The organism is Metapseudomonas cellulosilytica (assembly GCF_049334135.1).
Taxonomy (GTDB): Bacteria; Pseudomonadota; Gammaproteobacteria; order Pseudomonadales; family Pseudomonadaceae; genus Metapseudomonas.
Map to the genome: position 1 here is coordinate 59,193 of NZ_JBHZGN010000030.1, position 24,973 is coordinate 84,165.

The window sequence follows — 24,973 nt, forward strand, 5'->3', positions numbered from 1 at the left end:
GCATTTTCTGGCAGCCTGTGCACCCCACCCTTGCCCTGGAGCAACCCGTGCCGAGCCCCAGCCACCACACTCAGGACCTCCGGATCCCCAGCCTTCATGGCCGGCTCTTCACGCGTATCTGGAGCCCCGATCACCTGAGCCCGTCCTTCGACGAGGTTCCCATCGTCCTGTTCCACGACTCCCTCGGCTGCGTGGAACTGTGGCGCGAATTCCCCGCCAAGCTCGCCGCGATCACCGGCAAGGCGGTGGTGGCCTACGACCGCCTGGGTTTCGGCCGCTCGGACCCGCATCCGGGCCTGCTGTCCTTCGGTTTCGTCGGTGATGAAGCCGAGCACGATTTTCCGGCCGTGAAGGACGCCCTCGGCATCGGCGAATTCATCGCCTTCGGCCACAGCGTCGGTGGCGGCATGGCCACCCACTGCGCAGCGCGCCATCGGCAACACTGCCAGGCGCTGATCACCGAGTCGGCCCAGGCCTTCGTCGAAGACCGCACCCTGGCCGGCATCCGCGAGGCCAAACGGGGTTTCCAGCAGGACGGTCAACTGGAGCGCCTGGCCAAATACCACGGCGACAAGGCCCGCTGGGTGCTGGAGGCCTGGACCGAAACCTGGCTGTCGCCGGCCTTTGCCGACTGGAGCCTGGCAGCCGGGATCGAGCGCCTGGACTGCCCGGTGCTGGCCATGCATGGCGACCTGGACGAATTCGGTTCCGCCCTGCATCCGCAGCGGATCGCCCAGCTCACCGACGGCCCCTCGCGGGTCCTGCTGATCGGCGAATGCGGCCACGTCCCTCACCGTGAAAAGGCGGATGTCGTGCTCCAGGCCGTGGCCGAACTGCTCCGCTGATGCGCGCCGCCCTTCGGCTCGCTATGCTCAAGGCCCATGACGCCCTCATTGCCCACCCGCCAACCCTGCCCGCCCGGTGCTTGCGATTGCAGGCGCGACGCGCTGCTGGAAACCCCCGGCGCTGACCTGCGCATCCTGATGCTGACCCGTCAGGAAGAGCAGCGCCTGCTGGCGCGGCTGGAGAACATCCAGAGCCTTGCCGACCTGGAGCATATGCAGCGGCGCATGTTCGAGCAGCTCGGGCTGCGTCTGCACATCGCTCCGGGCCACAACGAGGTGCGCAGCATGCGCGGCATCGATATCCGCATCGACGATCTGCCCGGCCTCTGCCGCAAAACCCGCCAGTCGATCCCGGCGGCCATTCGCCGGGGGCTGGAGAAGCACCCGGAGATCGCCTATCGCCTGCTGGACGCCCACGACCTGCTGCGCGACGCCTGAGCCCCGCCCGGCGGCCTGGCCCGAATCCGCGCGGGGCGCTATACCCATAGCGTCCGCCCCAGGCCGAGGAGTGCCCCCTGATGCCCGAGCCGCTGGTGATCCGCAACATGACCCGCGCCGAACTGGACCAGTTGGTGGGCTGGGCGGCGCTCGAAGGCTGGAACCCCGGCCTGCACGACGCCGGACTGTTCTGGGCGACCGACCCCGAAGCCTTCATCGCGGCGGACCTCGGTGGCGAGCTGATCGGCGGCGGCGCCATCACCGCCTACTACGACGAGTTCGGCTTCATGGGGTTCTTCATCGTCCGCCCCGAGTTCCGTGGTCGCGGCCTCGGCAACACCCTCTGGCACGCGCGCCGCGACCGCCTGCTCGGCCGCCTGCGGCCAGGCGCGAGCATCGGCATGGACGGCGTGTTCACCATGCAGGACTACTACGCCAAGGGCGGCTTCGTGTTTTCCCATCGCAACCTGCGTTTTCGCGTCGAGCTTCCCGAGCGAGCGCTGCCGCCGGCAGCGGATGAAGAGGTGGTCCCGCTGGAGCACGTTCGCTTCGACGAGGTCCTGGCCTACGACCGCACCTGCTTCCCGGCCATGCGCCCGGCCTTCCTGCAGGGCTGGATAGCCCAGCCCGATGCCCTCGCCCTGGGCTGCCTGCGCCGGGGCCGGCTGAGCGGCTACGGTGTGGTGCGGCGTTGCCTGGAGGGCTGCAAAGTCGGGCCGCTGTTCGCCGACGACGCCGCCGCGGCCGAGGCGCTCTATGTGCAACTGGCCGGGTTCGCCGCAGGCGGGCCATTGTTTCTCGACGCCCCGGAGAACAACCCCACGGCGATGGAACTGGTGCGCCGACACGGCATGAGCGAAGTCTTCGGCTGCGCGCGGATGTACCTCGGCGCCCTGCCCCCGGTCGCCGAGCAGCGCATTTTCGGCGTCACCACCTTCGAGCTGGGCTGATGGTCGAGCGCGACCTGCTCGGCTACGGCGGCAAGCCGCCCCACCCGCGCTGGCCGGGGGATGCACGGGTGGCGGTGCAGTTCGTGCTCAACATCGAAGAAGGCGCCGAGTCCTGCGTGCTCAATGGCGATGCTCAATCGGAGGCCTATCTGCACGAACTGCCGGGCCGTTCGCCCCGTGTCGGGGAGCGTGACCTGAGCGTCGAAGGCCTCTACGAATACGGTTCCCGTGCCGGCGTCTGGCGCATTCTCGACCTGTTCGACGAACGCGGGCTGCCGCTGACCGCCTTCGCCGTCGGCCGGGCCCTGGAGCTGGTGCCGCAGATCGGCCACGCCCTGCGCGCCGCCGGCCATGAGGTGGCCGGGCACGGTTACCGCTGGCTGGACCATCGCGAGATGCCCGAGGACGAAGAACGGCGCCAGATCCGCCTGACCATCGAACTGATCGAACGCATCTGTGGCCGGCGCCCGCTGGGCTGGTACACCGGCCGCGTAAGCCCGAACACCCGCCGCCTGCTGCGCGAGGAAGGCGGCTTCCTCTACAGTTCGGATGCCTACAACGACGACCTGCCCTATTGGCTGCCCGGCGCGCCGCCGCACTTGATCATTCCCTACACCCTGGTCAACAACGACGCCCGCTACCTGATGCCCCACGGCTTCGCCTCGGGCGAGGATTTCTTCCAATTGCTCAAGGACGCCTTCGATTGCCTGTGGCGGGAAGGTGCGCGGCAACCCGGGATGATGAGCGTCGGCCTGCACGGCAGGATCAGCGGCCACCCCGCCCGCGCCATGGCCCTGGCGCGTTTCCTCGACCATGTCGAGCGGCATGAGGGGGTGTGGGTCTGTCGGCGGGAAGAGATCGCCCGGCACTGGATCGCCGAGCATGGATATGAGGCGGGCCGCCCCGGGGGCAGCCCGCCTTAGCGCTTTTAGTGGAACGGGAAGATGTAGTTCATCCAGGCCGCCATGCGCAGGAGGATCTTGCGCATGATCGCCACATGGTGGAAGTGCTTGCTGTAGAGCGCCGCCTGGCCGTAGGAGCCGCCGGGCATCAGCGCCGCGTACTGGGCATAGTCCGGATCGGTGATCTCGATGATCACCGGCACCCGCCCGGGCGGCGGCGAGCCGGTGAAGCTGATCAGGGTGCCGGAGGGCTGCACCTGGCCTTCGCCGATCACCCCGATCACCTGTTTCACCTTGCCCTGGAACACCCGGCCGGGAATGCCATCGAAAGCCACTTCCGCCTCGTCGCCGGTGGAAAGCCGCAATTGGCTGTTCTGGCGCATCCAGGCGGCAAAGTAATAGCCCTCATCCGGGATGAACACCATGGACGGGCGCAGCGGCAGCCGACTGGCCATCATGCCCGGGCGCAGCGAGACATGGGTGACGAAGCCCTTGCTCGGTGCCCGCACCACGGTGTTGTCCAGTTCGAACTGGGCGATATTCAGTTGCGCGTCCAGGTCCTCCACCCGCGCCGTGGTGAGGTCCACATCACGGCGGTTACCCACATTGCGGGCAGCCAGCTCGCGGGCGCGGGACTGGTCGGCCCGTGCCGCCACCAGCTGCGCCTTGAGGGATTTCACCCGGTTCTCGAAGGGCGTCGGGTCGATGCGGAACAGCACATCGCCCTTTTGCAGCGGCTGGTTGCCCTGGACCGGCACATCGATCACTTGGCCGGTGACCACCGGAATCACCGGCACGGACACGAAGTAAGTCCGTGCCACCTCCGAATAGGGATGGTTGTAGTTCATCAGGAAGATCAGCGCGCCGACCAGGACCACCCCGCCCAGCACGGCCGTGGGCACGGTCCACTTGTTCAGCGGGATGCGGAAGATCTTGAAGATGGCAACGCAGATGGATGCATAGGTGAGGATCAGCAACAGGTCCATGGCTCAACCCTCCTTGTGCTCGCTGCCGGAAGCGGACATCCGCCCTTCGAGCAGTTCGATTCGCTTGCGCAGCTCCGCCACCTGCTGGGCAAGATCTGTTTCAGCGCCCGGCTTGCCCGTGGTGAATCCCCACCCGCGATCCTCGCGGTACAACATGGCCCAGATCCACAGGAACGGCCACAGCGCATGCAGGGTGAAGAGGCTCACCCAGCCGGCGGCATGGATGGCGTCCTGGTGCGGATGATTACGGTGAACGGCGATCTCGTAGGGAATGTCGTGGAGCACGATGATTCCGTAGAACAGCACCACGGCGGCGAATATCAGTACGCCCAAGGCGACGTAGTCGAGCATGATGTCTCATCCTGAATGACGGCCCTCACGACAGGGGAGCAGGCGCATCGACAAATGCCGGAAACGGCATCGCCGCCGGCTAGATTACGGCCGGCGGCGATCCCCCGATTTCCAGATTAGTCCAAGTTCCCTAGCGTGCCGCTTCGGATTGCACAGACTCCATGCGACCGTCTTCCACGGTTTCGACGGTACGGCGCGGGTGTGCCTCGCCGCTCGGGATGGCCGGCTGCTCCGCTTCGCCGCGCTCGCGCAGGAGGAAGTACGACAGCGCCGGGATCAGGATCAGCGCGCCGATCATGTTCCAGACGAACATGAAGGTCAGCAGGATACCCATGTCGGCCTGGAACTTGATGGGCGACCAGGCCCAGCAAACCACGCCGGCAGCCAGGGTGATCCCCACCAGGCCCACCACCCGGCCGGTGAAGGCCACCGCGTTCTTGTAGGACTCCGCCAGCGACAGGCCCTGGCGCTGGAATTGCAGCTGCACGCTGAGCAGGTACAGCGCATAGTCCACGCCTATGCCCACGCCCAGGGCGATTACCGGCAGGGTGGCCACTTTCACGCCGATTCCCATCACCACCATCAGCGCCTCGCAGAGCACCGAGGTGAGCACCAGTGGCAGCAGCGCCACCAGGGTCGCGCGCCAGCTGCGGAAGGTGATCAGGCAGAACACGGTCACCGCCAGGTAGACGTAGAACAGCATGGTGCGGTTGGCCTCGCGGACCACGATGTTGGTCGCGGCCTCGATGCCGGCGCTGCCCGCGGCCAGCAGGAACTGGCGATCCTCGCTGCTGTTTTCGGCGGCGAAGCGTGCGGCGATGTCCACCACCTCATCCAGGGTCTGGGCCTTGTGATCCTTGAGGAACGCGATCACCGGCATCAGCGAGCAGTCGGTGTTGAACAACTCCGGCGTGTTCACCGAAGCCTGCTGGGCGGCATAGTTCAGCACGTCCTGGTTGCGCTGCAGGCTGAGGAACTTCGGGTTGCCCTCGTAGGTGCCGGCAGTGATCTGGCGCACCGCGTTGGCCAGGGAGGTGGTGGCCTGCACATTGGGGTGCTGTTGCAGGGCCCAGGCCAGGCGATCGGCCTGGATCAGGGTCTGGTAGTTCAGGCAGCCCTCCGGCGCGGTCTTCACCATCACCGCGAACAGGTCGCTGGACAGCGCGTAGTGGCTGGTGATGTAGGCGTTGTCACGGTTGTAGCGGGACTCGGGACGCAGTTCCGGTGCGCCGGCATCGAGGTCACCGATCTGCAGCTGATGGCTGACCATGAAGCCGCCCACCCCGATGAGGAAGGCCAGGCCCACCGTGGTCAGCGCCCAGCGCTTGCCGGTGAAGCGGTCAAGGAAGTCCCAGATGCGTCCGAAGCCCTTGTGCGCCGCGGCGTTGGTGTCGATCCGCAGGGCGCGCTCGGCGGCTTTCTTGCCGACGCCGATGTAGGACAGCGCCACCGGCATCATCAGCAGGGTGGTGAAGATCAGCACCGCCACACCGATGCTGGCGGTGATGGCCAGGTCCTGGATCACCGGGATATCGATCAGCATCAGCACCGCAAAGCCCACCGCGTCTGCCAGCAGCGCGGTGACCCCGGCGAGGAACAGGCGGCGGAAGGTGTAGCGGGCCGCCACCAGCTTGTGGGTGCCGCGGGCGATGTCCTGCATGATGCCGTTCATCTTCTGCGCGGCGTGGGACACGCCGATGGCAAAGATCAGGAAGGGCACCAGGATCGAATAGGGGTCCAGGGCATAGCCCAGCCAGGCGACGATGCCCAGCTGCCAGACCACCGCCATCAGGGAGCACAGGATCACCAGCAGGCTGCTGCGCAGGCAGCGGGTATAGGCCAGGATGATGAAAAAGGCGGTGACCACTGCCAGGCCGAAGAAGGCCATGACTCGCAGCAGGCCATCGATCAGGTCACCGACCAGCTTGGCGAAGCCGATGACACGGATCTTGATGGCGCCCTGCCCTTCTTCACCGGATGCCTGGGCCTTGCGGTCTCCTTCGTATTCGAAGCGCAGCCGGAACTTGTCTTCCAGGGTGCGGGAGAACTGGTGGTAGTCCACGCCCTTGGAGCCGGCGGCGGCCTGGTCCAGCAGGGGCACCACCAGCATGGTGGATTTGAAGTCGTTGGCCACCAGGCTGCCGACGATGCCGGCGCGGGCGATGTTCTGCCGCAGCTGCTCGATGCTCTCTTTGGAACCGTCGTAGCCGTCGGGCATCACCGGGCCGCCCTGGAAGCCTTCCTCGGTGACTTCGGTCCAGCGGACGCCGGGCGCCCACAGGGACTTCATCCAGGCGCGGTCGACGCCTTCGGTGAGGAACAGCTCGTCATGCACCTGCTTGAGGGCATCGAGATAGGCCGGGTCGAAGATGTCACCCTGGGTGTTCTCCACCACCACCCGCACGCTGTTGCCCAGGCCGCGCAGGGCCTTGCGGTTTTCCAGGAAGTTCTGGATGTAGGGGTGTCCCTGGGGAATCATCTTTTCGAAGCTGGGCCGCAGCTCCAGGCGGGTGAGCGCCATGTAGCCCAGCAGCAGCGTCACCAGCAGGATGCCGACCACGAACGACAGACGATGGTTGAACACCATGCGCTCCAGCAGGTTGCCGCTGCGCGCATCGAAGTCTTTCAGATCCCGGATTACCGGCATCGCATCTTGTTTCATGCCACCCATGATGGGTTCGCCTCGCTGTTATTCTTGTTTGGCAGGGGCCAGGGGCCGCTGGCTGATGCCACGAGCGCCCACCAGCAACAGTCCGCCATCGGCGGATGTCAGGGCGCCGTATACCGGCACCGGTTGACCGATGTCCAAAGGCTGGAAGGTCCGTCCTTCGTCACCGCTGGCAAGGGCCTGGCCGGTCTGGCCGAACAGGTAGAGCACGCCCTCTGGATCACGGGCGGATGCCGTGATGCTGCTGTTCAGCCCGGTGTTCACCTGGTTCCAGCTGGTGCCGGCGTCGGTGCTGCGATAGGCATGGCCACGCAGCCCGTAGGCCAGGACCAGGCCGGGTTCGGCGGCGATGCCGAAGAAGCTGCCCTGATAGGGCGATGCCAGGGCCTGGAAGCGCTCGCTATGCTCATCGAGGCGCAGCAGCAGGCCCTGTTCACCGGCGATGAACAGGTGCTCGCCATCGCTGGCGATGGCATTGAGGTGGTAGCCCGACGGGTTGTCGGTGCGGTCCGCCCAGGGCTCCCAGCTCTGCCCGCCATCACGGGTGCGGAAGATCAGGTTGAAGGCGCCGACGACGAAGCCGTTGCGCTCATCGCTGAACCAGAGGTCGAGAAAGGGCTTGTCGGCGCCTTCGGCCTCGATCCGCTTGCCTTCGTCCAGCCATTGCAGGGCGTCAGGCTTCGCCGCGTAGTAGTCCTGCATCAGGCGGCCCAGTTGGCGGCCATCGAGTTGCTTCTGCCAGGTTGCGCCGCCATCGCCGCTATGCAGCACCACGCCGTCATGACCCACCGCCCAGCCCTGCTTGGCCGTGGGGAACTGCACGGCGGTGAGATCGGAGCTGACCTGCACGCTGGCCTGGGTCCAGGTCTTGCCCTGGTCGTCGGAAAACAGGATGTGCCCGCGCTGCCCCACGGCCACCAGCCGCGAGCCGGCCCGGGCCAGGTCGAGCAAGGGGCTGTGGCTGGCCAGCGCACTGTGCTGCGCCGGCAGGTCGAGCACATCCGCCATGGGCGCGGCATTGGCATTACCGGCAATCAGGGCCAGGCCCAGGGCGAAGGATTTGATGAGAAACATGGGATGTCCTCTAGAAAAAAAGGGGTTGCCGCCCCCCACACTCAAAGGGGGCGGCAACCAGCCTGGCTCAGCGAATGCCGGCGCCGGCCAGGGACTCGGCTGCCCACTGAGCCTTGGTCAGCGGGTCGATGTAACGGATGCCGCCGTACGGGCCAACGATGCCGTTGATGTTGTAGGAGTTGCCCACCAGGTCGTAGATCACGAAGGGGGTGGTGTCAGGCACTTCCTTGTCGTAGCTCTGGCTGAGGAAGGCGAAGGAGCCACGGTAGATCTGCCCGCGGGCGTCGTACTGGTCGGAAGCCAGGGCCACCCAGCTGTCCTCGTCCAGGTAGAAGCGGCGCTTGGCGTAGATGTGGCGGGCGCCGGACTTCAGGGTGCCTTCCACGACCCAGACGCGGTGCTTCTCCCAGCGCACGTGGTCAGGCGCCAGGTGGTTGGGGGTGGTCAGGGACTTCGGGTCCTGGGCGTAGGTCAGCTCGTAGGTGTTGTAGGGCACGATCATTTCCTGCTTGCCCACCAGCTTCCAGTCGTAGCGGTCCAGCGCACCGTTGAAGACGAACACGTCATCGTAGGTGCCGGCACCGGCGGTACCCGGGTTCGGGGTGTCGTAGGCCAGGCTCGGCGCCAGCTTCACGCGGCGCTGGCCGGGCAGGTACTGCCAGGCGCGGCGCGGCTGCTCGACCGCGTTGGCGGCGTCCTTGAGCATGATCGCCTCGCCGGCACGGCGGGCCGGACCCGAGTAGTACAGCTTCATCTGGTAATACACGTCGGTATTGGCGATGGGCTTGTTCAGGTCTTCGTAGATCGGGTAGTTGATGAAGGCCTGGCCGGTGGTGGCCAGGGTCGCGGTGCCCGCGGCATCAACGTTCCAGGAGTCGTACTTGGAGTTGATGGTCACGCCCTGGTAGCGCAGCAGGTGGTTCCACATGGCCTCGGCGCCCGACTGTGGGATCGGGAAGGGTACGCCCGGCAGCACGTTCTCGATGGCCAGGCCGCCGTTGGCGCTCTTGGCGCCGGTGGCGTTCTTCACCGCGTTGTCCAGTACCGGCTTGGGCATGGCCACGGTGCGGTGGGTTTGGAACACGTCGACGCGGAAGCCCGGGTAACGCTTGGCCAGTTCCACGGTGGTAGCGGTGAGCTTGTCCTTGTACTGGTCGACGTTCTTGCCATCGATCACCAGCACCGGCTGCTCGCTGGCGAAGGGGTCCGGACGCATGCTGTCGCCGGACTTGAAGCCGGCCGGCGCGGTGGTCAGGCCGCCTTCGTAGGCGGGAATGGAACCATCGGCGTTGGCGGCCTTCTCGGCGCCCACCAGGGTCAGGCTGGTGCCCAGCTTGGCCGCCTCGGCGGAGGATACGGCGGCATGAGCGGTACCAGCCATGGCCACCGCAAGGGAAGCCGCCATCAGGGTTTTCACGAATTTCATCTTGTAACTCTCCTGCTCGGGTCTCGAGCGACGCGGAATTCAGAAGGTGGTCTTGAGGGTCAGGTAAACCGCGCCACGGTCTTCCGTGGTAGCCCCGCCGCCGGAGAAGGAGGAATAACCCCCGGCGAAGCAGGTGTAGCGCTGCGTGGCATCCAATGCGTTGGGTGTGGAGCCGTCAGTGGCACCGTTTTCACACTTCTCGGCATCGCCGAAGGAGTCCACGTACTTCAGGTCGACGAAGTACTGGTTGTAGATTGCCGCGCCGACACCCACCGAGTAGGTGCCGGTGTCTTCTGCGCCGCCGCCCTGGACCGGGGACACGCCATCCAGGCCGACGTTGACGGACATCGGTGCGGAGAGGTCGATGCCCGGGAATACCTGGTACCAGGTGGGCGTGAAGTTGACCGCCACGCCCCAGTTGTCACGGGTCGGCTTGTCGATGCCGCGGTAGGTGCTCTTGCCCTTGTAGAGCGCCTCGTTGTGGCTATCGAGCTCCAGCAGGTTGCTGTAGTACAGCTCGCCGAGCAGGGTCGCGGCGTCGAACACCGGGGTGTCGCCGATGGTCATCAAGCCGTTCAGGGTCCAGTGCAGGGTGTCACCGGTGGCGCTCATGCTGTCGCCGCTGCTGGGCAGCTCGGTGACCACGCCGGTGCCCGGTGCGCGGGGCGGCAGCAGGCCGAGGCCCGCCGCCAGGCCGCCGGGGCCGGGGGCGCTGACGATGGCCGGAATGCTCGCCAGCGGCATGTTGTGGCGGACGTTCAGGTCGCTGGCGACGCTGATTCCGGCGATTTCCTTGGACAGGCTCAGGCCGAAGATGTCGATGTCGTCGCCATAGGCGAACTTGTAGTTGGTGGTGCGGATGGAGTTCTGCACGTTGGCGATGGGACCGGCCGCGCCACGCGCCGTCAGCCCGGTGCCATCGAGTACCGCCTGCGGCAGGATTTCCGAAGTCTTGCGGTAGTAGGCGCCGAGGGTGCCATCGAGCCACTCGGGCGACCACTTGAGCATCAGGCCCCAGTCGCCGCGCTTGTCCGGGGTGATGTCGTGACCACGGCGAATGGTGGTGAGGGTGCCGTTCGGCCCCGCCAGGCCCGGGCCGCCGGTATGGCCGAGGAGGAAGGACTGCGCGCCCTCGCCCACCAGGTCCGAGCTGCCGTAATAGGTGCCTGCCTCGGGCAGACGGGCGTTATCCCACTCCAGGAAATACTGCGCGGCCACCGTCAGCTCGGGGTTGATGGTGAAGGACGTGGAAATCTGGTTGCGCGGGACGAACAGCTCCTTGGCCTCGGTGCCCGGGGCGGCGGAGAGCTTGGCCAGGTCCAGGCCGGACTGGCCGTAGCTGATGCCGTGCACCGGGTTGAGGATGGTCTCGCCCCAGTAGACGTTGTGCTGGCCGGCCTTGATGCTGAACATCGACTCGTCGCCGACTTCGGTGCTGTAGAACACGAAGGCGTCGAGGATCTCGCCGGACGGGCCGCTGTAGTAACGCTGGGCGTAGTTGGAGAGGTGCGGGCTGCCGAACGCCGGGTTGGTCGTGCTGGGCTGGCCGACGATGGTGGAGAACGCCTCGTTGCCGTTGACGAAGGGGTTCGAGTTGGAACCGGTGTTGTCGTAAGCCTTGTCGTACCAGCTGGCGGCGCTGACGCGGAAGCCTTTGTTGCCGCCGTGGATCACATCCAGTTCGGTCAGCAGGTCGATACGGTTGGTGATGTTGGTACCGGCCTTGCGGAAGTTGTAGTCACCGTCGTTGTTGTTCGGGGTGCCCAGCATCCGCTTGTCCGCACTCTCGGTGCGCACGCCATAGTTGTACTTGACAGTGTTGTCGAAGCGAATCGACCAATCCGGATTGCCGGTGTCGACCTCGAAGGCCTGGACTGCGACGGGGGCGCCCATCCCGGCGGCGATGGCCGAGGCGAGCAGGCACCTGCGCAGGTTCAGCTGATGATTGTTCTTGTTGTTCATGCGTTGGCTCCGCTTCTTGTTGTATTGACTAAAGCAACCCTTCAGCGCACTCCCTGCAGTCGGCGCTCAGCCGGTTGCCGGGCCTCGCGCCTGCCCGCCGATGTCTCGGCCGGGCATTGGATATCCGTCAGTGATCCAGCATCTGGATCAGTTCATGAGCGTAGGACCACTCGCCGTAGCCCGCCGCGGGATTGAGGTGGCCGACGGCGCCCAATTCCACGAGGCGGCTCTCCCAGTCGCTGGCCATGCGGCGTACCGCATCGAGGCTGGCCAGGTGGTCGTTGTCGCTGGCGCACACCAGGCTGGGGAACGGCAGCGGTTGGCGCGGCAGCGGCGACCAGCCATTGGCGTGCAGGGATTCGGGGCTCGGGTAGTTTTCGGGCCAGGTAGCGTCGAGGTCCGGCGGGGTCGCCAGCAGCGCACCCTTGATAGGCCGGCTGTAGCGGGCTGCCCAGTGCGCGACCATGAGTACGCCGGCGCTGTGGGCGACCAGGATCACCGGTCCCTCGATCTGTTCCAGCTCACGCTGGATGGCTTCGACCCGGGCCGGCAGGCTCAGCTTGTCCTGCTCCAGCGGCGGTACGGTGCGTACCTTGGGCAGTTGGGCGGCCAGCACGGTCTGCCAATGGTCTGCGACGTGGTCGCGCAGACCCGGGACTATGAGGATGGTTGCGTTGTTGTTATCGGACACGTCATCACCCTTTTGCTTGCGATGGGATCGCCATCGCGGCTTTAGGAACTTGGTGATGCAAACAGTAGATCGGTGGGGGGATAGCCGCTTTTCATAGGGCGTCAGGAGCTTCGCATTTCATGACAGGGCCATGCCGCCCCGCCCGGCGTCCGACTCGGCGGCCATGCCCGTCGTCCGTGGGGTGGGCCAATTTCCACGGTTTGTCTTTACTTGCTCCATGTCACGAGCGGGAACAGAGCGGCCGTTGTCATCAAAAACAAATTCGCGGACTATCAGCGACGACAGATTCACTTCGCTATTTACGACAATAACCATCGGTACCGGATGTACCACCCCGTGCCGGCACAACCTCAGCGTGGCGATCGACATGACCCCAATGGTTCGCGCAGCGGCCCTGACCAACTACATCGAAGTGGCTCAGCACCTGGGCCTCAACCCACAGCAACTCCTGCGTCAGGTGGGGCTCAGCCAGTCCCTGATCGACAATCCCGACCAGCGCCTGCCGACTTCCGCCGTGGCCGCCCTGCTGGAGGAGTCCGCCCGCGCCGCCAACTGCCCCACGTTCGGACTGCGCATGGCCGAGTCGCGCCAGCTGTCGGATTTCGGCGTCATCAGCCTGCTGCTCTCCCACCAGCCAACGCTGCGCGACGCGCTGGACGTCATCGTGAATTACCGCCACCTGCTGAACGAATCGCTGGCGCTCTACGTGGACGAAGTGGGCAAGACGGTAATCCTGCGGGAAGAGATCATCAGTGACACGTCGGCGCCCATGCGCCAGGGCATGGAGCTGGCCATCGGCGTCCTGTTTCGCATGTGCAGCGCCCTGCTGGGGTCGAACTGGCGCCCGCTGAGTGTGAACTTCAGCCATGACGCCCCGCCGGAACTGCAGCTGCACCGCCGGGTGTTCGGCTGCAAGATGGAATTCGGCAGCGAGTTCAACGGCATCGTCTGCCAGGTCGCCGACCTGGACAAACCCAACCCCCTGGCCGACCCGGCCATGGCACGACATGCACAGCGCCTGGTGGAAACCCTGCCCGGCGCCGCGCGGCAGTCGACGCTGAACGATGTACGCAAGGCCATTTACCTGCTGCTGCCCATGGGCCGCTCCACGATCGAGCAGATCGCCCAGTCCCTGGGGCTGAATGTGCGCACGCTGCAACGCCGGCTCGAAGAAAGTCAGGTGACCTTCTCCGACCTGATCAACGAAGCGCGGCGCGACCTGGTACTGCGCTACATGGAGAACCCCCGCTATTCCCTCAGCCGCATCGCCGACCTGCTGGGCTACTCGGTACCCAGCTCCTTCACCCGCTGGTTCACCTGCCAGTTCGGCAAGTCACCGGCGGCGTGGCGGCGGGAGCACCAGGTGAAGGCGGAAGAGTAGGAAGCCGGGTTCCAGCAACCCGGACCGCTGGGACGAAAAGGCCAGCCCTCCGAACCGGTGGGCTGGCCTTGTGGGAGCGAGGGACTTGGCCGCATTTGTAGGGTGGACCACGCTTCACCGGTCCACCATGGGAGGCTCGGCTGGGCACCGATGGTGGATGAAAAGAGCGTCATCCACCCTACGGCAGGACTGCGTCCTGCATTCGCGAATGAATTCGCTCCTACAGGTTCCATAGCCCAACCCTGGATGCTGCGACCGGATCGAGCGCGGTGCCCAACCGGATCGGATTCATCCAGCCAGCCCGGTCTTACACGCTGACGTTGCGCAGCGGCGCCCCAGTGCGCTGGGCGGTCTCCCAATTGGCCGCCAGGCCCACTTCGACGTCCACCGGCTCCAGCGTGCGACGTCCGCGCACCAGGTCCGAGGCGCGCTCGGCGAGCATGATGGTCGGCGCATTGAGGTTGCCGTTGGGCTCGGTGGGGAACACCGACGAGTCGATCACCCGCAGCCCCTGGATACCGCGCACCCGCAGTTCGGAGTCCACCACCGCCATGTCGTCCTCGCCCATGCGGCAGGAGCCACAGGGGTGCATGGTGCTCTCCATGTTGGCGCGCACGAAAGCGTCGATCTCCTCGTCCGTCTGCACATGGGCGCCGGGCGCCAGTTCCTCGCCCCGGTAAGGGTCCATCGCCGGCTGGGCAAGAATCTCGCGGGTCAGGCGCACGCAGCGACGGAAGCCCTCGCGGTCCTCTTCGCTTTCCAGGTAGTTGAAGCGGATTTCCGGATGCTCGTAGGGATCGGCCGAACGGGCGCGGACATGGCCCCGGCTCTTCGGTTTGTTCGGCCCGGTCAGCACCATGAAGCCGTGGCCCTTGAACGGCTTGTCACCGTCGTAGCGCATCGCCGCCGGCAGGAAGTGGAACTGGATGTCCGGCCACTTCAACCCCTGTTCGGAGCGGATGAAGCCGCCCGCCTCGAAGTGGTTACTGGCACCCAGGCCGTCCTTGAACAGCAGCCAGCGCAGGCCGATCAGCGCCTTGGCGAATAGGCCCATCTTGCTGTTCAACGTCACCGGCTGCTTGCATTCGTACTGGATGTAGATCTCCGAGTGGTCCTGGAGGTTTTCCCCTACACCCGGCAGGTCGTGGCGGACCTCGATGCCGGCCTTCTTCAGCACCGCCGCCGGGCCGATGCCGGAGCGCTGCAGCAGGTGCGGCGAGCCGATGGGGCCGGACGACACCAGCACTTCGCGGTTGCAGTACACGGTATGGGTCTGGCCGTCCTGGTCGTATTCCACGCCTACGGTGCGCTTGCCATCGAGGAGGATGCGCCGGGTCATGGCATGGGTGACCACGGTCAGGTTGGGCCGCTCCATGGCCGGCCGCAGGTAGGCGTTGGCGGTGGACCAGCGCACGCCGTCCTTCACCGTCATGTGCATGGCGCCGAAGCCTTCCTGCATGTAGCCGTTGCAGTCGTCGGTCTTGATGTAGCCGGCCTCGGCGCCCGCATCCACCCAGGCGCCGTAGAGCGGGTTCTGCATGTTGTTGCCGTTGTTGGTGGACAGCGGGCCGCTGGCGCCGCGGTAGTCATCGCCACCGAACTTGTAGGTCTCGGCGCGCTTGAAATACGGCAGGCAGTTGCGGTAGCCCCAGTTCTTCGCGCCGAGGGATTCCCACTCGTCGAAGTCATAGGCGTGGCCACGGATGTAGACCAGGCCGTTGATGGACGACGAACCGCCGAGCACCTTGCCCCGCGGGCAGTGCAGGCGACGGCCGTCCAGGTGCGGCTCGGCCACCGTCTCGTAGCGCCAGTTGTACTTCTTCGTGTTCATCGGGATGGAAAAGGCGCTGGGCATCTGGATCAGCACACTGCGGTCGCTGCCGCCGAATTCCAGAACCAGCACGGAGGTGCCGGCGTCCTCGGTCAAGCGGTTGGCCAGAACGCAGCCGGCCGAACCCGCACCAATGATGATGTAGTCGTATCTGTTAGCCATGATCTTTCTCGCAATGAAACCGGACGGATTGGGTGCAGGCGGTTACCAGGCTTTACCCGTCGTGAAATGGGGGGAGTCCTTCTCGATATGGCGAATGAGGGTTTCCTCCTTCTCCAGGTCGAGGGAAAGGCACAGCAGGTAGTAGGCGATGCCCGAGACGATGAGGCCGACCAGCCAGGCCAGGTCCACGCTGCCGATCATCCTGGCCAGCGGGCCGACATAGACTTCCTCGGTGCCGCTGAAGATGGTGAAGAACGGGATCATCACCACGAAGCCGATCAGGTAGGCGATCAGACCGCGACCACCCCAGTGCCCGTAGATGTTGTCGTGGGGCAGGAAGAAGTGCGGGATGGCATAGCGCCCCTTGCGCACGAAGAAGTAGTCGGTGAGGTTGACGGCGGTCCAGGGCACCAGGAAATACAGCATCACTACCAGGTACATGTTCAGCATCGACAGGCCCGAACCGGAGGCGTTGATGGTGATCGCCACGCCCAGTTGCAGGAGCACGACGAAAAGGATCGCCCAGATGCGCACCTTGGGGGTGGGCTTGATCTTGCGGAACGAATCCACGCCGGTGATGGCCGTGAGCTTGGCGCTGTAGATGTTCATCGCGATCACCGGCAGGAAGGCCAGGATGGTGATCGCCACCACCACCGTACCCAGCTGCGGTGCGAAGCTGGCGCCGACGCTGTTGAGCGCGACCAGCACATCGGTGGTGCGCAGGTTTTCCGCCAGCCAACCACCTACCGAGATCATCCAGGCGCCGGAGAGCGAGGCCCCGATGAACACCGCCGCGATCAGCTTGCCGCTGGAGGTGTTCTTCGGCAGGTAACGGGAGTAGTCCGAGACATAGGGCGCATAGGCGATGTTGTAGCTGGCGGCGGCGGCGAACTGGGCGATGAAGCCGGTCCAGCAGAACCCGAGCTTGACCGCATCCGCGCTATCGGCAGGCGCCGGTGCGGACTGGATCCAGCCCATCAGCACCGCGACCGTGACCAGCCCGTAGAGCGGCAGCGACAGGAACAGCGACCACTTGAAGGTCTTGTGCATCCAGTCGTGGCCGAGGATCGCCAGGAGGGTCGCCGGCACCGTGACCGCCAGCGCCACGGCCATCGGCCCCCAATGGAACAGGGTTTCCAGCCCCTGCATCATCAACACCAGGTTGACGATGTTGAAGCCGGCGAAGACGAACAGCGTTGCCAGCAACACCAGCACCACGCCGCGATAACCGAACTGGGCGCGCGACTGGATCATCTGCGGCAGACCGAGGTGCGGACCTTGCGAGCCGTGGAAGGCCATGAACAGGGTGCCGAACATGATGCCCAAGGTGCCGGCGATCATGGTCCAGAACGCGTTCAGACCCACGCTCGGCCCGACGAAGCCGATGGTCATGGTAAAGAAGGTGAAGTTGCCCACGAACCAGAACGGCCCCTGGGCGGACAGTTTGTCGGTCCTTTCGCTTTCATGGATGAAATCGATGGAGTGGCCTTCGATTTCCAGTCCGCGCTGTCCCTCGTGCGCGGCTAGCTTTTGCGATGCTGATTTCATGGTATCTCCGCTCTTGTTTTCGTATTGGAGTTTCACCAGGCCTTGCACCGGGGCAGCCAGTCCGGAAGGACCGGGCTGACCGGGTGCGAGGTATTCACGTTGCAGCGACAGGGACTGCCGCTGCTTTCGCAGCAATCACTCAGGGAAGTGTGATCCACACCGCCTTGGTTTCCAGCAGGAAATCCAGTTGTTCCGATCCGAGGTCCTTGCCGTAGCCGGACTGCTTGTAGCCGCCGAAGGGCATCGACGGGTCGAGGGTGCTGTGAGCATTGACGTAGACGGTGCCGGCACGCAGGCGCGGGATCAGGCCATGCACCCGGCCCAGGTCGTTTGAGTAGAGTGCCGCCGCCAGGCCGAACTCTGAGTCGTTGGCCAGCGCCAGGGCCTCGTCCTCCTCATCGAAGGGCGCGGTCACCAGCACCGGGCCGAAGATCTCCTCCTGGACGATGCGCATGTCGTTGCGGCAGTTGGCGAAGATGGTCGGCTGGACGAAGAAGCCCGGGCCCTCGACGGGCTCGCCGCCGTAGTACAGCTCCGCGCCTTCGGCCTTGCCGGCCTCGATGTATTCCAGGACCCGCTGCTGTTGCTGACGCGACACCATGGGGCTGATGAAGCAGTCGGGGTCCAGGCCGGGGGCGATTTTCAGCGTCGCGGTGTAGTCGGCCAGCTCGCGCAGGAACTCGGCATAGACGCTGCGGTGCACATAGGCGCGGGTACCGGCGTCGCAAACCTGCCCGGAGTTGAAGAACACGCCGTTGGCCACGGCCTGGGCGGCGGCCTTGATATCGGCATCGGCGAACACGATCACCGGCGACTTGCCGCCCAGTTCCAGGGTCAGGCGCTTCATCTGGTCCATGGCGGCCTTGCCCACCGAGCAGCCCACCGGGGTCGAACCGGTGAAGCTCAGCTTGTCGATGCCCGGGTGGCTGGACATGGCCGAGCCGACCACGCTGCCGCGGCCGCTGACGATGTTCACCACGCCGCCGGGAATGCCCGCTTCCTGCACCAGCTCGGCAAAGCGCAGGGCCGACAGCGAGGTCAGTTCGGCCGGCTTGACGACCACGGTGCAACCCACCGCCAGGGCGGCGCCGAGTTTCCAGGCCATGGTCTGCAGGGGGAAGTTCCAGGGCACGATCACGCCCACCACGCCCACCGGTTCCTTGCGCGTATAGGCCAGGTAGTTGCCGGGCAGCGAAGGCTCGACGGTGCGCCCGTGGATCTTGCTGGCCCAGCCGGCGAAGTAGCGGAAGGTATCGATGGTGCCCTGGATGTCGACGGCACGCGCCTGGGCGACCGACTTGCCCATGTCGATGGATTCGATCTCCGCCAGCTCGTCGGCGTTGGCCTCGATCAGGTCGGCCAGGCGATGCAGCAGGCGCTCGCGCTCAAGCGGCTTCTGCTGGCTCCAGGCGCCGCCGTCGAACTGTGCGCGGGCGGCCTGCACGGCGCGGTCGAGGTCCTCGGCCGTGGCCATGGGAATGCGGGCGAGCACGCCCTCGCTGGAGGGTTCGATCACTTCGGCGGTGCCGCCATCGGAAGCCTCCACCCAGGCACCACCGATAAACAGTCTCAGGGGCTTGGAGAGGAAGCGCTGGGTCGCTTCGGAAACGCCGTATTGCTGAAGATAGTTTTTTGTTTTGGTATCCATCGTCGCTCTCGTCGTCATGCGCAGGTCGCGTGGTCGGGAAGACGGCTTACAGGCCTTGCCGGAAATCGCCGTTGGGTCGACTATGGCCCCGGATTCACATGGGTAAAATCCAAAAGATCAGATACACAAATTGGCAATTTCCGATGTTTCGAAAACCGGGAGGTTGTGTTGATCCAGCTCTATGACGTCGACCTGAAGCTGCTTCGGGTTTTCGAAACCATCGTCAAGTGCGGCGGGTTCTCCGCCGCCCAGGCCGCCCTGAATGTCGGCCAGTCCACTATCAGCGAGCAGATGACCCAGCTGGAGGCACGCCTCGGCGTCAAGCTCTGCCAGCGCGGACGCAGCGGCTTCCGCCTCACCGAGCAGGGCGTCGCCATCCACGAGGCCACCCAGCGCCTGCTGTCGGCCGTCGAGACCTTCTGCATGGACGCCGATGTGCTCAAGCGGCATATCAGCGGCACCCTCAACCTGGGCATCATCGACACCACCATCACCGACCCGGATTCGCCCCTGCCGGCCACCACCCAGCGCTTCGTCGCCCGCGGCCACGATGTGCACCTGAACGTCTACGTGGGCACCCCGTCCGAACTGGAAGAGCGGGTGCTGGACGGTCGCCTGCACCTGGCCATCGGCCATTTCCCTTTCCGCGTCCCCGGGCTCACCTACTCCCCGCTCTACCAGGAAGTCCTCGGCCTCTATTGCGGCCGCCACCACCCGCTGTACCGCAGCCAGGCAGCCGATGAAGAGCTGCAACGGCAGATCGCCGCCTCGCGCCTGGTGGCCCGCGGCTTCCTGCAACAAAGCGACCTGGAACTGGTGGGCGCGACCAAGGCCGCGGCCACGGTGGACAACATCGAGGCGCTGGCCATCCTGATCATCTCCGGCGCCTACCTGGGCTTCCTCCCCCGCCACTTCGCCTTCCGCTGGGTGGAGGCCGGCGACATGCGCCCGCTGCTCCCCGAGCGCCTGCGGCCACTGGCCGCCTTCGACGTCATCACCCGCCGCGGCCTGGCGCCGCCGCCGATCCTGGAGGCCTTCCTCGACGACCTGGCCGGCTGTTCGAAGCCGGCCTGAAGCCTGCCGTGCCCTCACCCCCGGCCCCTCGCACGAACCTGTAGGGGCGAATTCATTCGCCAAGGAGGCCGCAGGTCTCCCCCTCGGATGCCCTCCCATGCCCACCAGTTCGTGGGTCCGGATGGGTCGGGCGGCGCTCCGCGAGCGGAGCGATACCCATCGCTCCGTCATGATGGGTATCGCGTTGCTCCACCCATCCTACGAGATCACCCCAACCCGGCCCTGCGCCAAAAAAAACCGCGCCAGAAGCCCTTCCCTGTTGGCTTCGGCGCGGTGAAAGCCTGCTGTGGCAGGCGTCGATGACCCCCTCACGGGAGCAGGAGTAAATCGTTAGAAACCCCAACGCAGCATTGCCAGGACCAGGACGGCGAGGAAGGCGGTTTCCCCGACCATCAGCAGGATCGGCTTGATGCCTACCGAGGCCAGGTCCTTGAGCTGAGTCTTCATGCCCAAGGCACTGATGGCGATCACCAGGCACCAGCGCGACAGTTCGTTACCTGCCTGTTGCACCACTGGCGGTATCACGCCCGTGCTGTTGATTGCGGCGAGGATCACGAAGCCCACGGCGAACCAAGGCAGCAGCGGCGGCCGCTTGCTGCCCGGCTCGGCGCCGCGCATGCGGGTGATCATCGCGGCGCAGACGATCACCGGCAGCAGCATGGCCACGCGCATCAGCTTGACCACGGTGGCGCTGTCGCCGGTATCGTGACCCATGCTGTAGCCCGCGCCGACCACCTGGGCTACATCGTGGATGGTGCCGCCGATGAAGAACCCGGCATGCAAGGGCGAGAGCCCAAGGGCCTCGGCGATCATCGGGTAGAGGATCATCGCCAGGGTGGACAGCGCCGACACGCCAATCACGGTGAACAGCGTCGCGCGCTCCTTCTGCGGATGACTGGGCAGCGCCGCCGCCAGGGCCAGGGCCGCGGAGGCGCCGCAGATGGCGGTGGCGCCGCCGGTGAGCAGGCCGAACAGGCTGTTGAAGCCAAGCAGACGCGCCACTGCGACTGACACGAGGATGGTAACCACCACCAGAGCCACCACCATGGCGACTGGCTGCCAGCCGAGCGACGCGATCTGTTCCAGGGTGATGCGGATGCCCAACAGTGCCACGCCAACCCGCAGCACTTCGCGGGCGGTGAACTCGATGCCGGGCTTGCATGCGCCGTCGGCTGCCAGGAAGTTCACTGCGAGGCCCAGCAGGAGGGCGAAGAGCATCACCGGAGCACCGTAGTGCTCGGAAAGGAAGGTGGCCGCCGCGGCGACCACGGCGCTGACGATCACACCGGGCATGAGTACCCGGGTGCGCGATCCCAGCGAGATTATTGCTGTTGCAGACATACGATTGATTCCTGCGGACGCGGCCGCGATAGATCGATGAAACAACGGCCCTGCTCCTGCTCCACCGCGTAGGTGGCGACACCGAAGCCGCTCACGCCGGGGACGCAGCCAGTGGCCAGGTCGAAACGCAGGCCGTGGGCCGGACACCGCAGCAGGCGTCCTTCCAGGCGGCCGCTGAACAGCGAGGCGCCGTTGTGCGGGCAACCTTCGTCGATGGCGAACAGCTCACCGCCCTGGTTGAACAGCACCAGCGATTTGCCACCGTGACGAAACAGGCTGCGACCGCCAACCGGCGGCACCTGCGCCGCAGGCACTTCCACCCGATGGGTCATGCGTGACAGGCCTCCGCCACGGCGCGCAGGTCCAGCGCGCGGTGCAGTTGGGCCAGCATCAGCCACGGCGGCTGGGCGCCGGCCAGGGAAATGCGCCGGTCGAGAACGAACGACGGCACGGCAGTGTTGGACGGCACGTTCTCGCTGCCGGCATAGGGGCGGCCGTCCTCATGCAGAACGCCCTCCAGGCGGTCCGGGTCGAAGCCGCATTTGCGGGCCAGGCGCAGCAGGAGTTCGCGGTCGCCCAGGTCCTCGCCGCGCTGGAAGTAGCTGGCGAACAGCTGCTCCAGCAGCGCGTCGATCTGACGTTGGCTGCCCTGCTCCCTGGCCAGCGCCAGCAGACGGTGGGCGTTGGCCGTGTTGGGCATGCGCTGGATGCGCTGCAGGTCGATATCCACGTCCGCATGGTAGGCGGCATCCTTCACCTGTTCCTGGCGCGCCCGTACAGCCGCTTCGCTACCGAGGCGCTGGGTATAGAACTCCTTGAAGGACACACCCTCGGCCGGCAGGTGCGGCAGCAGTTGCACACCGCGCCAGTGCAGCCGGACCGGCACGTCCGGTCGGCTGGCGGCCAGGGAGCGCAAGGCCTTTTCCAGGTTGCGCTTGCCGATCAGGCACCAGGGACAGATGAAGTCGAAGGTCATTTCGACCAGCAGGGGTTTCATGCACGCTCCTCGCTGGCCGTCGAGGACGCCAGCTTCTGGATGTCGCGGTGGTAGTGACGCTTGCCGTAGCAGAACACCAGCGCCGCGGCGACACTGATCAGCGGGATCAGCTGGAAGGCGCGATCCAGGCCGAAGTGGTCGGCCAGCACGCCAGTGAAGTAAGGCCCGGGGGCCAGGCCCAGCAGGTTGTTGGCCAGCGTCAGGGTGGCAAACGCCGTGCCATGGATCGAATAGTGGGTCAGGTTGGCCACCATCGCGCCGGCCGGGCCGGAGGTTCCGGTCGCCACCAGCATCGCCAGGGCGATGACTACCAGCTGCGGCACGCCGGGCGCCATGCGGAAGGCCACGGAGAGCAACACGCAACTGATCAGGCAGTAGGCGATGGCCAGGGCGATCTTGCGGTCCGGCGCGTTGCGGCAGAGCCGGTCGCTGAGGATGCCGCAGAGGATCATGCCGGCACCGCCGGTGAGGACGATGATCGCCGAGACCACGCCGGCCTGGTCGGTGCCCATCTGGTAGTAGCGGTTCAGGTAGCTGGGGAACCAGACCATCACCGCCGCGCCAACGAACAGTTGCAGGCCGCTGCCGACATAGGCGCAGATCACCGAGCGGCTGGCGAACAGGGTCTTGAGCGGGCGACGGCAGGGAAATTCGTCACCGGCGGCGGGCGCGGCCATCGGCTTGGCGATGCGCGACTGCTTGACCACCAGCGGGTAGACCGTGGCCAGCACCAGGCCGAAGATCGCCATGCCCGCGAAGGACCAGCGCCAGCCCAGGTGCTCGGCGAGAATGCCGCCCATCGCCATGCCCAGCACCGAGCCGAACATGCCGCCGGCCATGAAGGCGCCGGTAATGGTGGCGCGCATCTGCCGGGGGAACACGGAGAGCACCACAGCGATGCCGACGCTGCCGTAGGCCGCTTCGCCTACACCCACCAGGAAGCGGGCGATGAACATGTGCTGGTAGTTTTCCGCCAGGCCGCAGCCCAGGGTCGCCAGGCTCCAGAGCATGGCCATCAGCACCAGGCTCTTCACCCGGCCCCAACGGTCGGCCAGCAGGGAAAGGGGGAACGTCAGCAGGCCCACCATCAGCGCGACGATGCCGCTGAGCAGACCAAGCTGGGAGTCGGTCAGCGTCCACTCGGATTTGAGCAACGGAAAGACCGCGTTGAGGACCTGCCGGGACATGTAGTCGGAAAGCAGCAGGCCGAAAGTCAGGGCGAACACCACCCAGGCGTAGGTCCGGGGGATGTTGACGGCCGAGTCGTCGAAATCGGCGGTACTGGCGGTGGCAGCGTGATGGTAGGCCATGTCATTACCTTGAATCTGTGCGTCTTTTTGTTTTTGTCACACTAGCGGGCAGAACGGCTGGTCGCCGTCCTGCCGGAGCCGGCCTTTTGGGCCGACCCCTGGCTGCGCGGATCAGGTGCGCAGCGGGACGTGCTTCTGACCGGGCTGGCGGTTCGGCGCCATGCCGTTCATCCGCAGGGTCTCTTCCACATCCTTGTACCGGACACCGATCTTGTAGATCTCGCGCGCTTCCTTGCCGGAGGCGATTTCGCGACCCAGCTCGTGGGCGATGCGCACGGTCTGCTGGATCTGCTGCACGGAGGTGAAGCGCTTGCCGTGCTGGTCGATGATGGTGTCTTCGATGCCGACGCGCGGGTGCAGGCCCATGGCGAGCGCCATGGTGTTGAACGGCAGCACGTTCTTCAGCAGCGACTCGGCGGTGAGAGTGCCGCCGTTCGGGGCGCGGTGGATGAAGTTGAAGAAGTTGAACGGATTGGGACCGTCGAAGCCGCCGCCGATGCCGATCCAGGTCAGGTTCAGCGGGCCCTTGTAGACGCCCTTGCGCACCAGGCGCTCGAGGGTTTCCAGGGCATGGATGCCGGTGAGCTGGAAGTGCGGCTGGATGCCGTTGGCCATCAGGCGCTTGAGGTGCTCCTCGACCCAGGCCGGGCCGGCCGGTACGGTCATTTCGCTGTAGGCGGCCTGGTAGACCGGGTTTTCCAGGGAGGTGCCCTTCAGGTACTCCGGATAGAGCAGCTCCATGATGTTCATCTGGGTGGTGTTGATGGCCACGGTGACCTGGTCGGGCTTGGGCGTCAGCTCGGCCAGCATGTGGCGGGTGTCGTCGGACAGCCACTTGGCCGCCTCGCCCTCGCTTTCCGGCGCGAAGGAGATGGAACCGCCGACCTGGATGATCATGTCCGGCACGGCCTCACGCACGCCGGCGATCAGCTCGTTGAACTTGGACAGGCGCTTGGAGCCGGTGCCGTCGAGTTCGCGCACATGCAGGTGGAGCACGGTGGCGCCTGCTTCGTAGCAGTCCACGGCTTTCTGCACCTGTTCGTCCATGGTCACCGGAATGTCTTCCGGGAAGTCGGCCGGCATCCACTCGGGGCCGTAGGGCGCCACGGTGATGACCACCTTCTCCATGTTTTCCGGGTGCAGGGAATCGTCTAGAAATTGCATGTGAGTAACCTCGTTCTGTTCTTGTTCAAGGGCTGCTGCCGGCGTTCGTCCGGCACGGCGGATCGGTGCTCAGAAAGGCGTGTCGCCGATGATCCCGGCGCGCTCCATCTTGCGATGGCAGGGCGGGTAATCCATCACGGCGTAGTGCTGGGTGGAGCGGTTGTCCCAGATCGCCATGCTGTTGGGCTTCCAGCGCCAGCGCACCTGGTACTCCGGTACGTAGG

22 protein-coding genes are annotated in these 24,973 nt (G+C 65.7%); 6 read left to right on the top strand and 16 right to left on the bottom strand.

Translation table 11 applies throughout. The annotated features are described in order from the left end of the window. The first annotated feature begins 47 nt into the window (after window positions 1–47). From ACFW0H_RS26755 to puuE, 4 genes are all read left to right on the top strand, one after another. A complete protein-coding gene (locus ACFW0H_RS26755) occupies window positions 48–845 on the top strand; it encodes an alpha/beta fold hydrolase (protein ID WP_422916872.1) in 798 nt (265 codons plus the stop codon). Between the two features lie 36 nt (window positions 846–881). Beyond that, entirely contained in the window at window positions 882–1,283 is a 402-nt protein-coding gene (locus ACFW0H_RS26760; RefSeq protein WP_422916873.1) for a hypothetical protein, read from the top strand. Between the two features lie 80 nt (window positions 1,284–1,363). Then, window positions 1,364–2,233, top strand: coding sequence for a GNAT family N-acetyltransferase (locus ACFW0H_RS26765; RefSeq protein ID WP_422916874.1), 870 nt, complete (start codon window positions 1,364–1,366; stop codon window positions 2,231–2,233). Continuing rightward, window positions 2,233–3,156 carry an allantoinase PuuE gene (puuE, locus tag ACFW0H_RS26770; RefSeq protein WP_422916875.1) on the top strand — a complete coding sequence of 308 codons (924 nt, stop codon included), beginning with the start codon at window positions 2,233–2,235 and terminating at the stop codon, window positions 3,154–3,156. The genes ACFW0H_RS26765 and puuE overlap by 1 nt, the downstream gene beginning before the upstream one ends. A 5-nt stretch (window positions 3,157–3,161) precedes the next feature. Here the strand turns inward: puuE and ACFW0H_RS26775 are convergent, their stop codons facing one another. From ACFW0H_RS26775 to ACFW0H_RS26805, 7 genes are all read right to left on the bottom strand, one after another. Then, entirely contained in the window at window positions 3,162–4,121 is a 960-nt protein-coding gene (locus tag ACFW0H_RS26775) for an HlyD family secretion protein (RefSeq protein ID WP_422916876.1), read from the bottom strand. A gap of 3 nt (window positions 4,122–4,124) precedes the next feature. Beyond that, on the bottom strand, window positions 4,125–4,472 hold the full coding sequence (locus tag ACFW0H_RS26780) for a DUF3302 domain-containing protein (RefSeq protein ID WP_422916877.1): 348 nt from the start codon (window positions 4,470–4,472) through the stop codon (window positions 4,125–4,127). A 130-nt stretch (window positions 4,473–4,602) separates the two neighbouring features. After that, window positions 4,603–7,143, bottom strand: a complete 2,541-nt coding sequence (locus ACFW0H_RS26785) for an efflux RND transporter permease subunit (RefSeq protein ID WP_422916878.1) — start codon at window positions 7,141–7,143, stop codon at window positions 4,603–4,605. Window positions 7,144–7,161: 18 nt separating this feature from the next. Further along, window positions 7,162–8,214, bottom strand: coding sequence for a WD40/YVTN/BNR-like repeat-containing protein (locus ACFW0H_RS26790; protein WP_422916879.1), 1,053 nt, complete (start codon window positions 8,212–8,214; stop codon window positions 7,162–7,164). A gap of 67 nt (window positions 8,215–8,281) precedes the next feature. Then, window positions 8,282–9,640: a DUF1329 domain-containing protein gene (locus tag ACFW0H_RS26795; protein ID WP_422916880.1), complete on the bottom strand. Its 1,359-nt coding sequence runs from the start codon at window positions 9,638–9,640 to the stop codon at window positions 8,282–8,284. A gap of 39 nt (window positions 9,641–9,679) precedes the next feature. Next, a complete protein-coding gene (locus ACFW0H_RS26800; protein WP_422916881.1) occupies window positions 9,680–11,602 on the bottom strand; it encodes a DUF1302 domain-containing protein in 1,923 nt (640 codons plus the stop codon). A gap of 127 nt (window positions 11,603–11,729) precedes the next feature. Beyond that, on the bottom strand, window positions 11,730–12,293 hold the full coding sequence (locus ACFW0H_RS26805) for an RBBP9/YdeN family alpha/beta hydrolase (protein WP_422916882.1): 564 nt from the start codon (window positions 12,291–12,293) through the stop codon (window positions 11,730–11,732). A 376-nt stretch (window positions 12,294–12,669) separates the two neighbouring features. On the opposite strand from ACFW0H_RS26805, the gene ACFW0H_RS26810 reads away from it, so the two are divergent. Then, window positions 12,670–13,674 (top strand): AraC family transcriptional regulator, encoded by a 1,005-nt coding sequence (locus ACFW0H_RS26810; RefSeq protein WP_422916896.1) that lies wholly within the window; start codon window positions 12,670–12,672, stop codon window positions 13,672–13,674. Window positions 13,675–13,981: 307 nt separating this feature from the next. Here the strand turns inward: ACFW0H_RS26810 and betA are convergent, their stop codons facing one another. From betA to ACFW0H_RS26825, 3 genes are all read right to left on the bottom strand, one after another. Next, window positions 13,982–15,667 carry a choline dehydrogenase gene (gene betA / locus ACFW0H_RS26815; RefSeq protein ID WP_422916883.1) on the bottom strand — a complete coding sequence of 562 codons (1,686 nt, stop codon included), beginning with the start codon at window positions 15,665–15,667 and terminating at the stop codon, window positions 13,982–13,984. Between the two features lie 42 nt (window positions 15,668–15,709). Next, the gene (locus ACFW0H_RS26820) at window positions 15,710–17,215 is read right to left on the bottom strand and encodes a purine-cytosine permease family protein (protein WP_422916884.1); all 1,506 of its coding nucleotides are present in this window, start codon (window positions 17,213–17,215) and stop codon (window positions 15,710–15,712) included. Between the two features lie 139 nt (window positions 17,216–17,354). Next, window positions 17,355–18,863 carry an aldehyde dehydrogenase family protein gene (locus ACFW0H_RS26825; protein WP_422916885.1) on the bottom strand — a complete coding sequence of 503 codons (1,509 nt, stop codon included), beginning with the start codon at window positions 18,861–18,863 and terminating at the stop codon, window positions 17,355–17,357. Window positions 18,864–19,031: 168 nt separating this feature from the next. Here ACFW0H_RS26825 and ACFW0H_RS26830 point away from each other — a divergent pair, with 168 nt between their 5' ends. Further along, entirely contained in the window at window positions 19,032–19,937 is a 906-nt protein-coding gene (locus ACFW0H_RS26830; RefSeq protein WP_422916886.1) for a LysR family transcriptional regulator, read from the top strand. 330 nt (window positions 19,938–20,267) lie between these two features. Here the strand turns inward: ACFW0H_RS26830 and ACFW0H_RS26835 are convergent, their stop codons facing one another. The 6 genes from ACFW0H_RS26835 to ACFW0H_RS26860 form a co-directional block, all read right to left on the bottom strand. Continuing rightward, complete coding sequence (locus ACFW0H_RS26835; RefSeq protein WP_422916887.1) at window positions 20,268–21,278, bottom strand: YeiH family protein; 1,011 nt, start codon at window positions 21,276–21,278, stop codon at window positions 20,268–20,270. Continuing rightward, the gene (locus tag ACFW0H_RS26840) at window positions 21,260–21,610 is read right to left on the bottom strand and encodes a Rieske (2Fe-2S) protein (protein ID WP_422916888.1); all 351 of its coding nucleotides are present in this window, start codon (window positions 21,608–21,610) and stop codon (window positions 21,260–21,262) included. Before ACFW0H_RS26840 ends, ACFW0H_RS26835 begins: the two co-directional genes overlap by 19 nt. After that, window positions 21,607–22,275, bottom strand: a complete 669-nt coding sequence (locus tag ACFW0H_RS26845) for a DsbA family oxidoreductase (protein ID WP_422916889.1) — start codon at window positions 22,273–22,275, stop codon at window positions 21,607–21,609. The genes ACFW0H_RS26840 and ACFW0H_RS26845 overlap by 4 nt, the downstream gene beginning before the upstream one ends. Continuing rightward, the gene (locus ACFW0H_RS26850; protein WP_422916890.1) at window positions 22,272–23,585 is read right to left on the bottom strand and encodes an MFS transporter; all 1,314 of its coding nucleotides are present in this window, start codon (window positions 23,583–23,585) and stop codon (window positions 22,272–22,274) included. The genes ACFW0H_RS26845 and ACFW0H_RS26850 overlap by 4 nt, the downstream gene beginning before the upstream one ends. 111 nt (window positions 23,586–23,696) lie before the next feature. Further along, window positions 23,697–24,749, bottom strand: coding sequence for a beta-keto acid cleavage family enzyme (locus tag ACFW0H_RS26855; RefSeq protein ID WP_422916891.1), 1,053 nt, complete (start codon window positions 24,747–24,749; stop codon window positions 23,697–23,699). 69 nt (window positions 24,750–24,818) lie between these two features. Further along, window positions 24,819–24,973: TauD/TfdA family dioxygenase (locus ACFW0H_RS26860; protein WP_422916897.1), on the bottom strand; the 155-nt coding region annotated here is incomplete at its 5' end.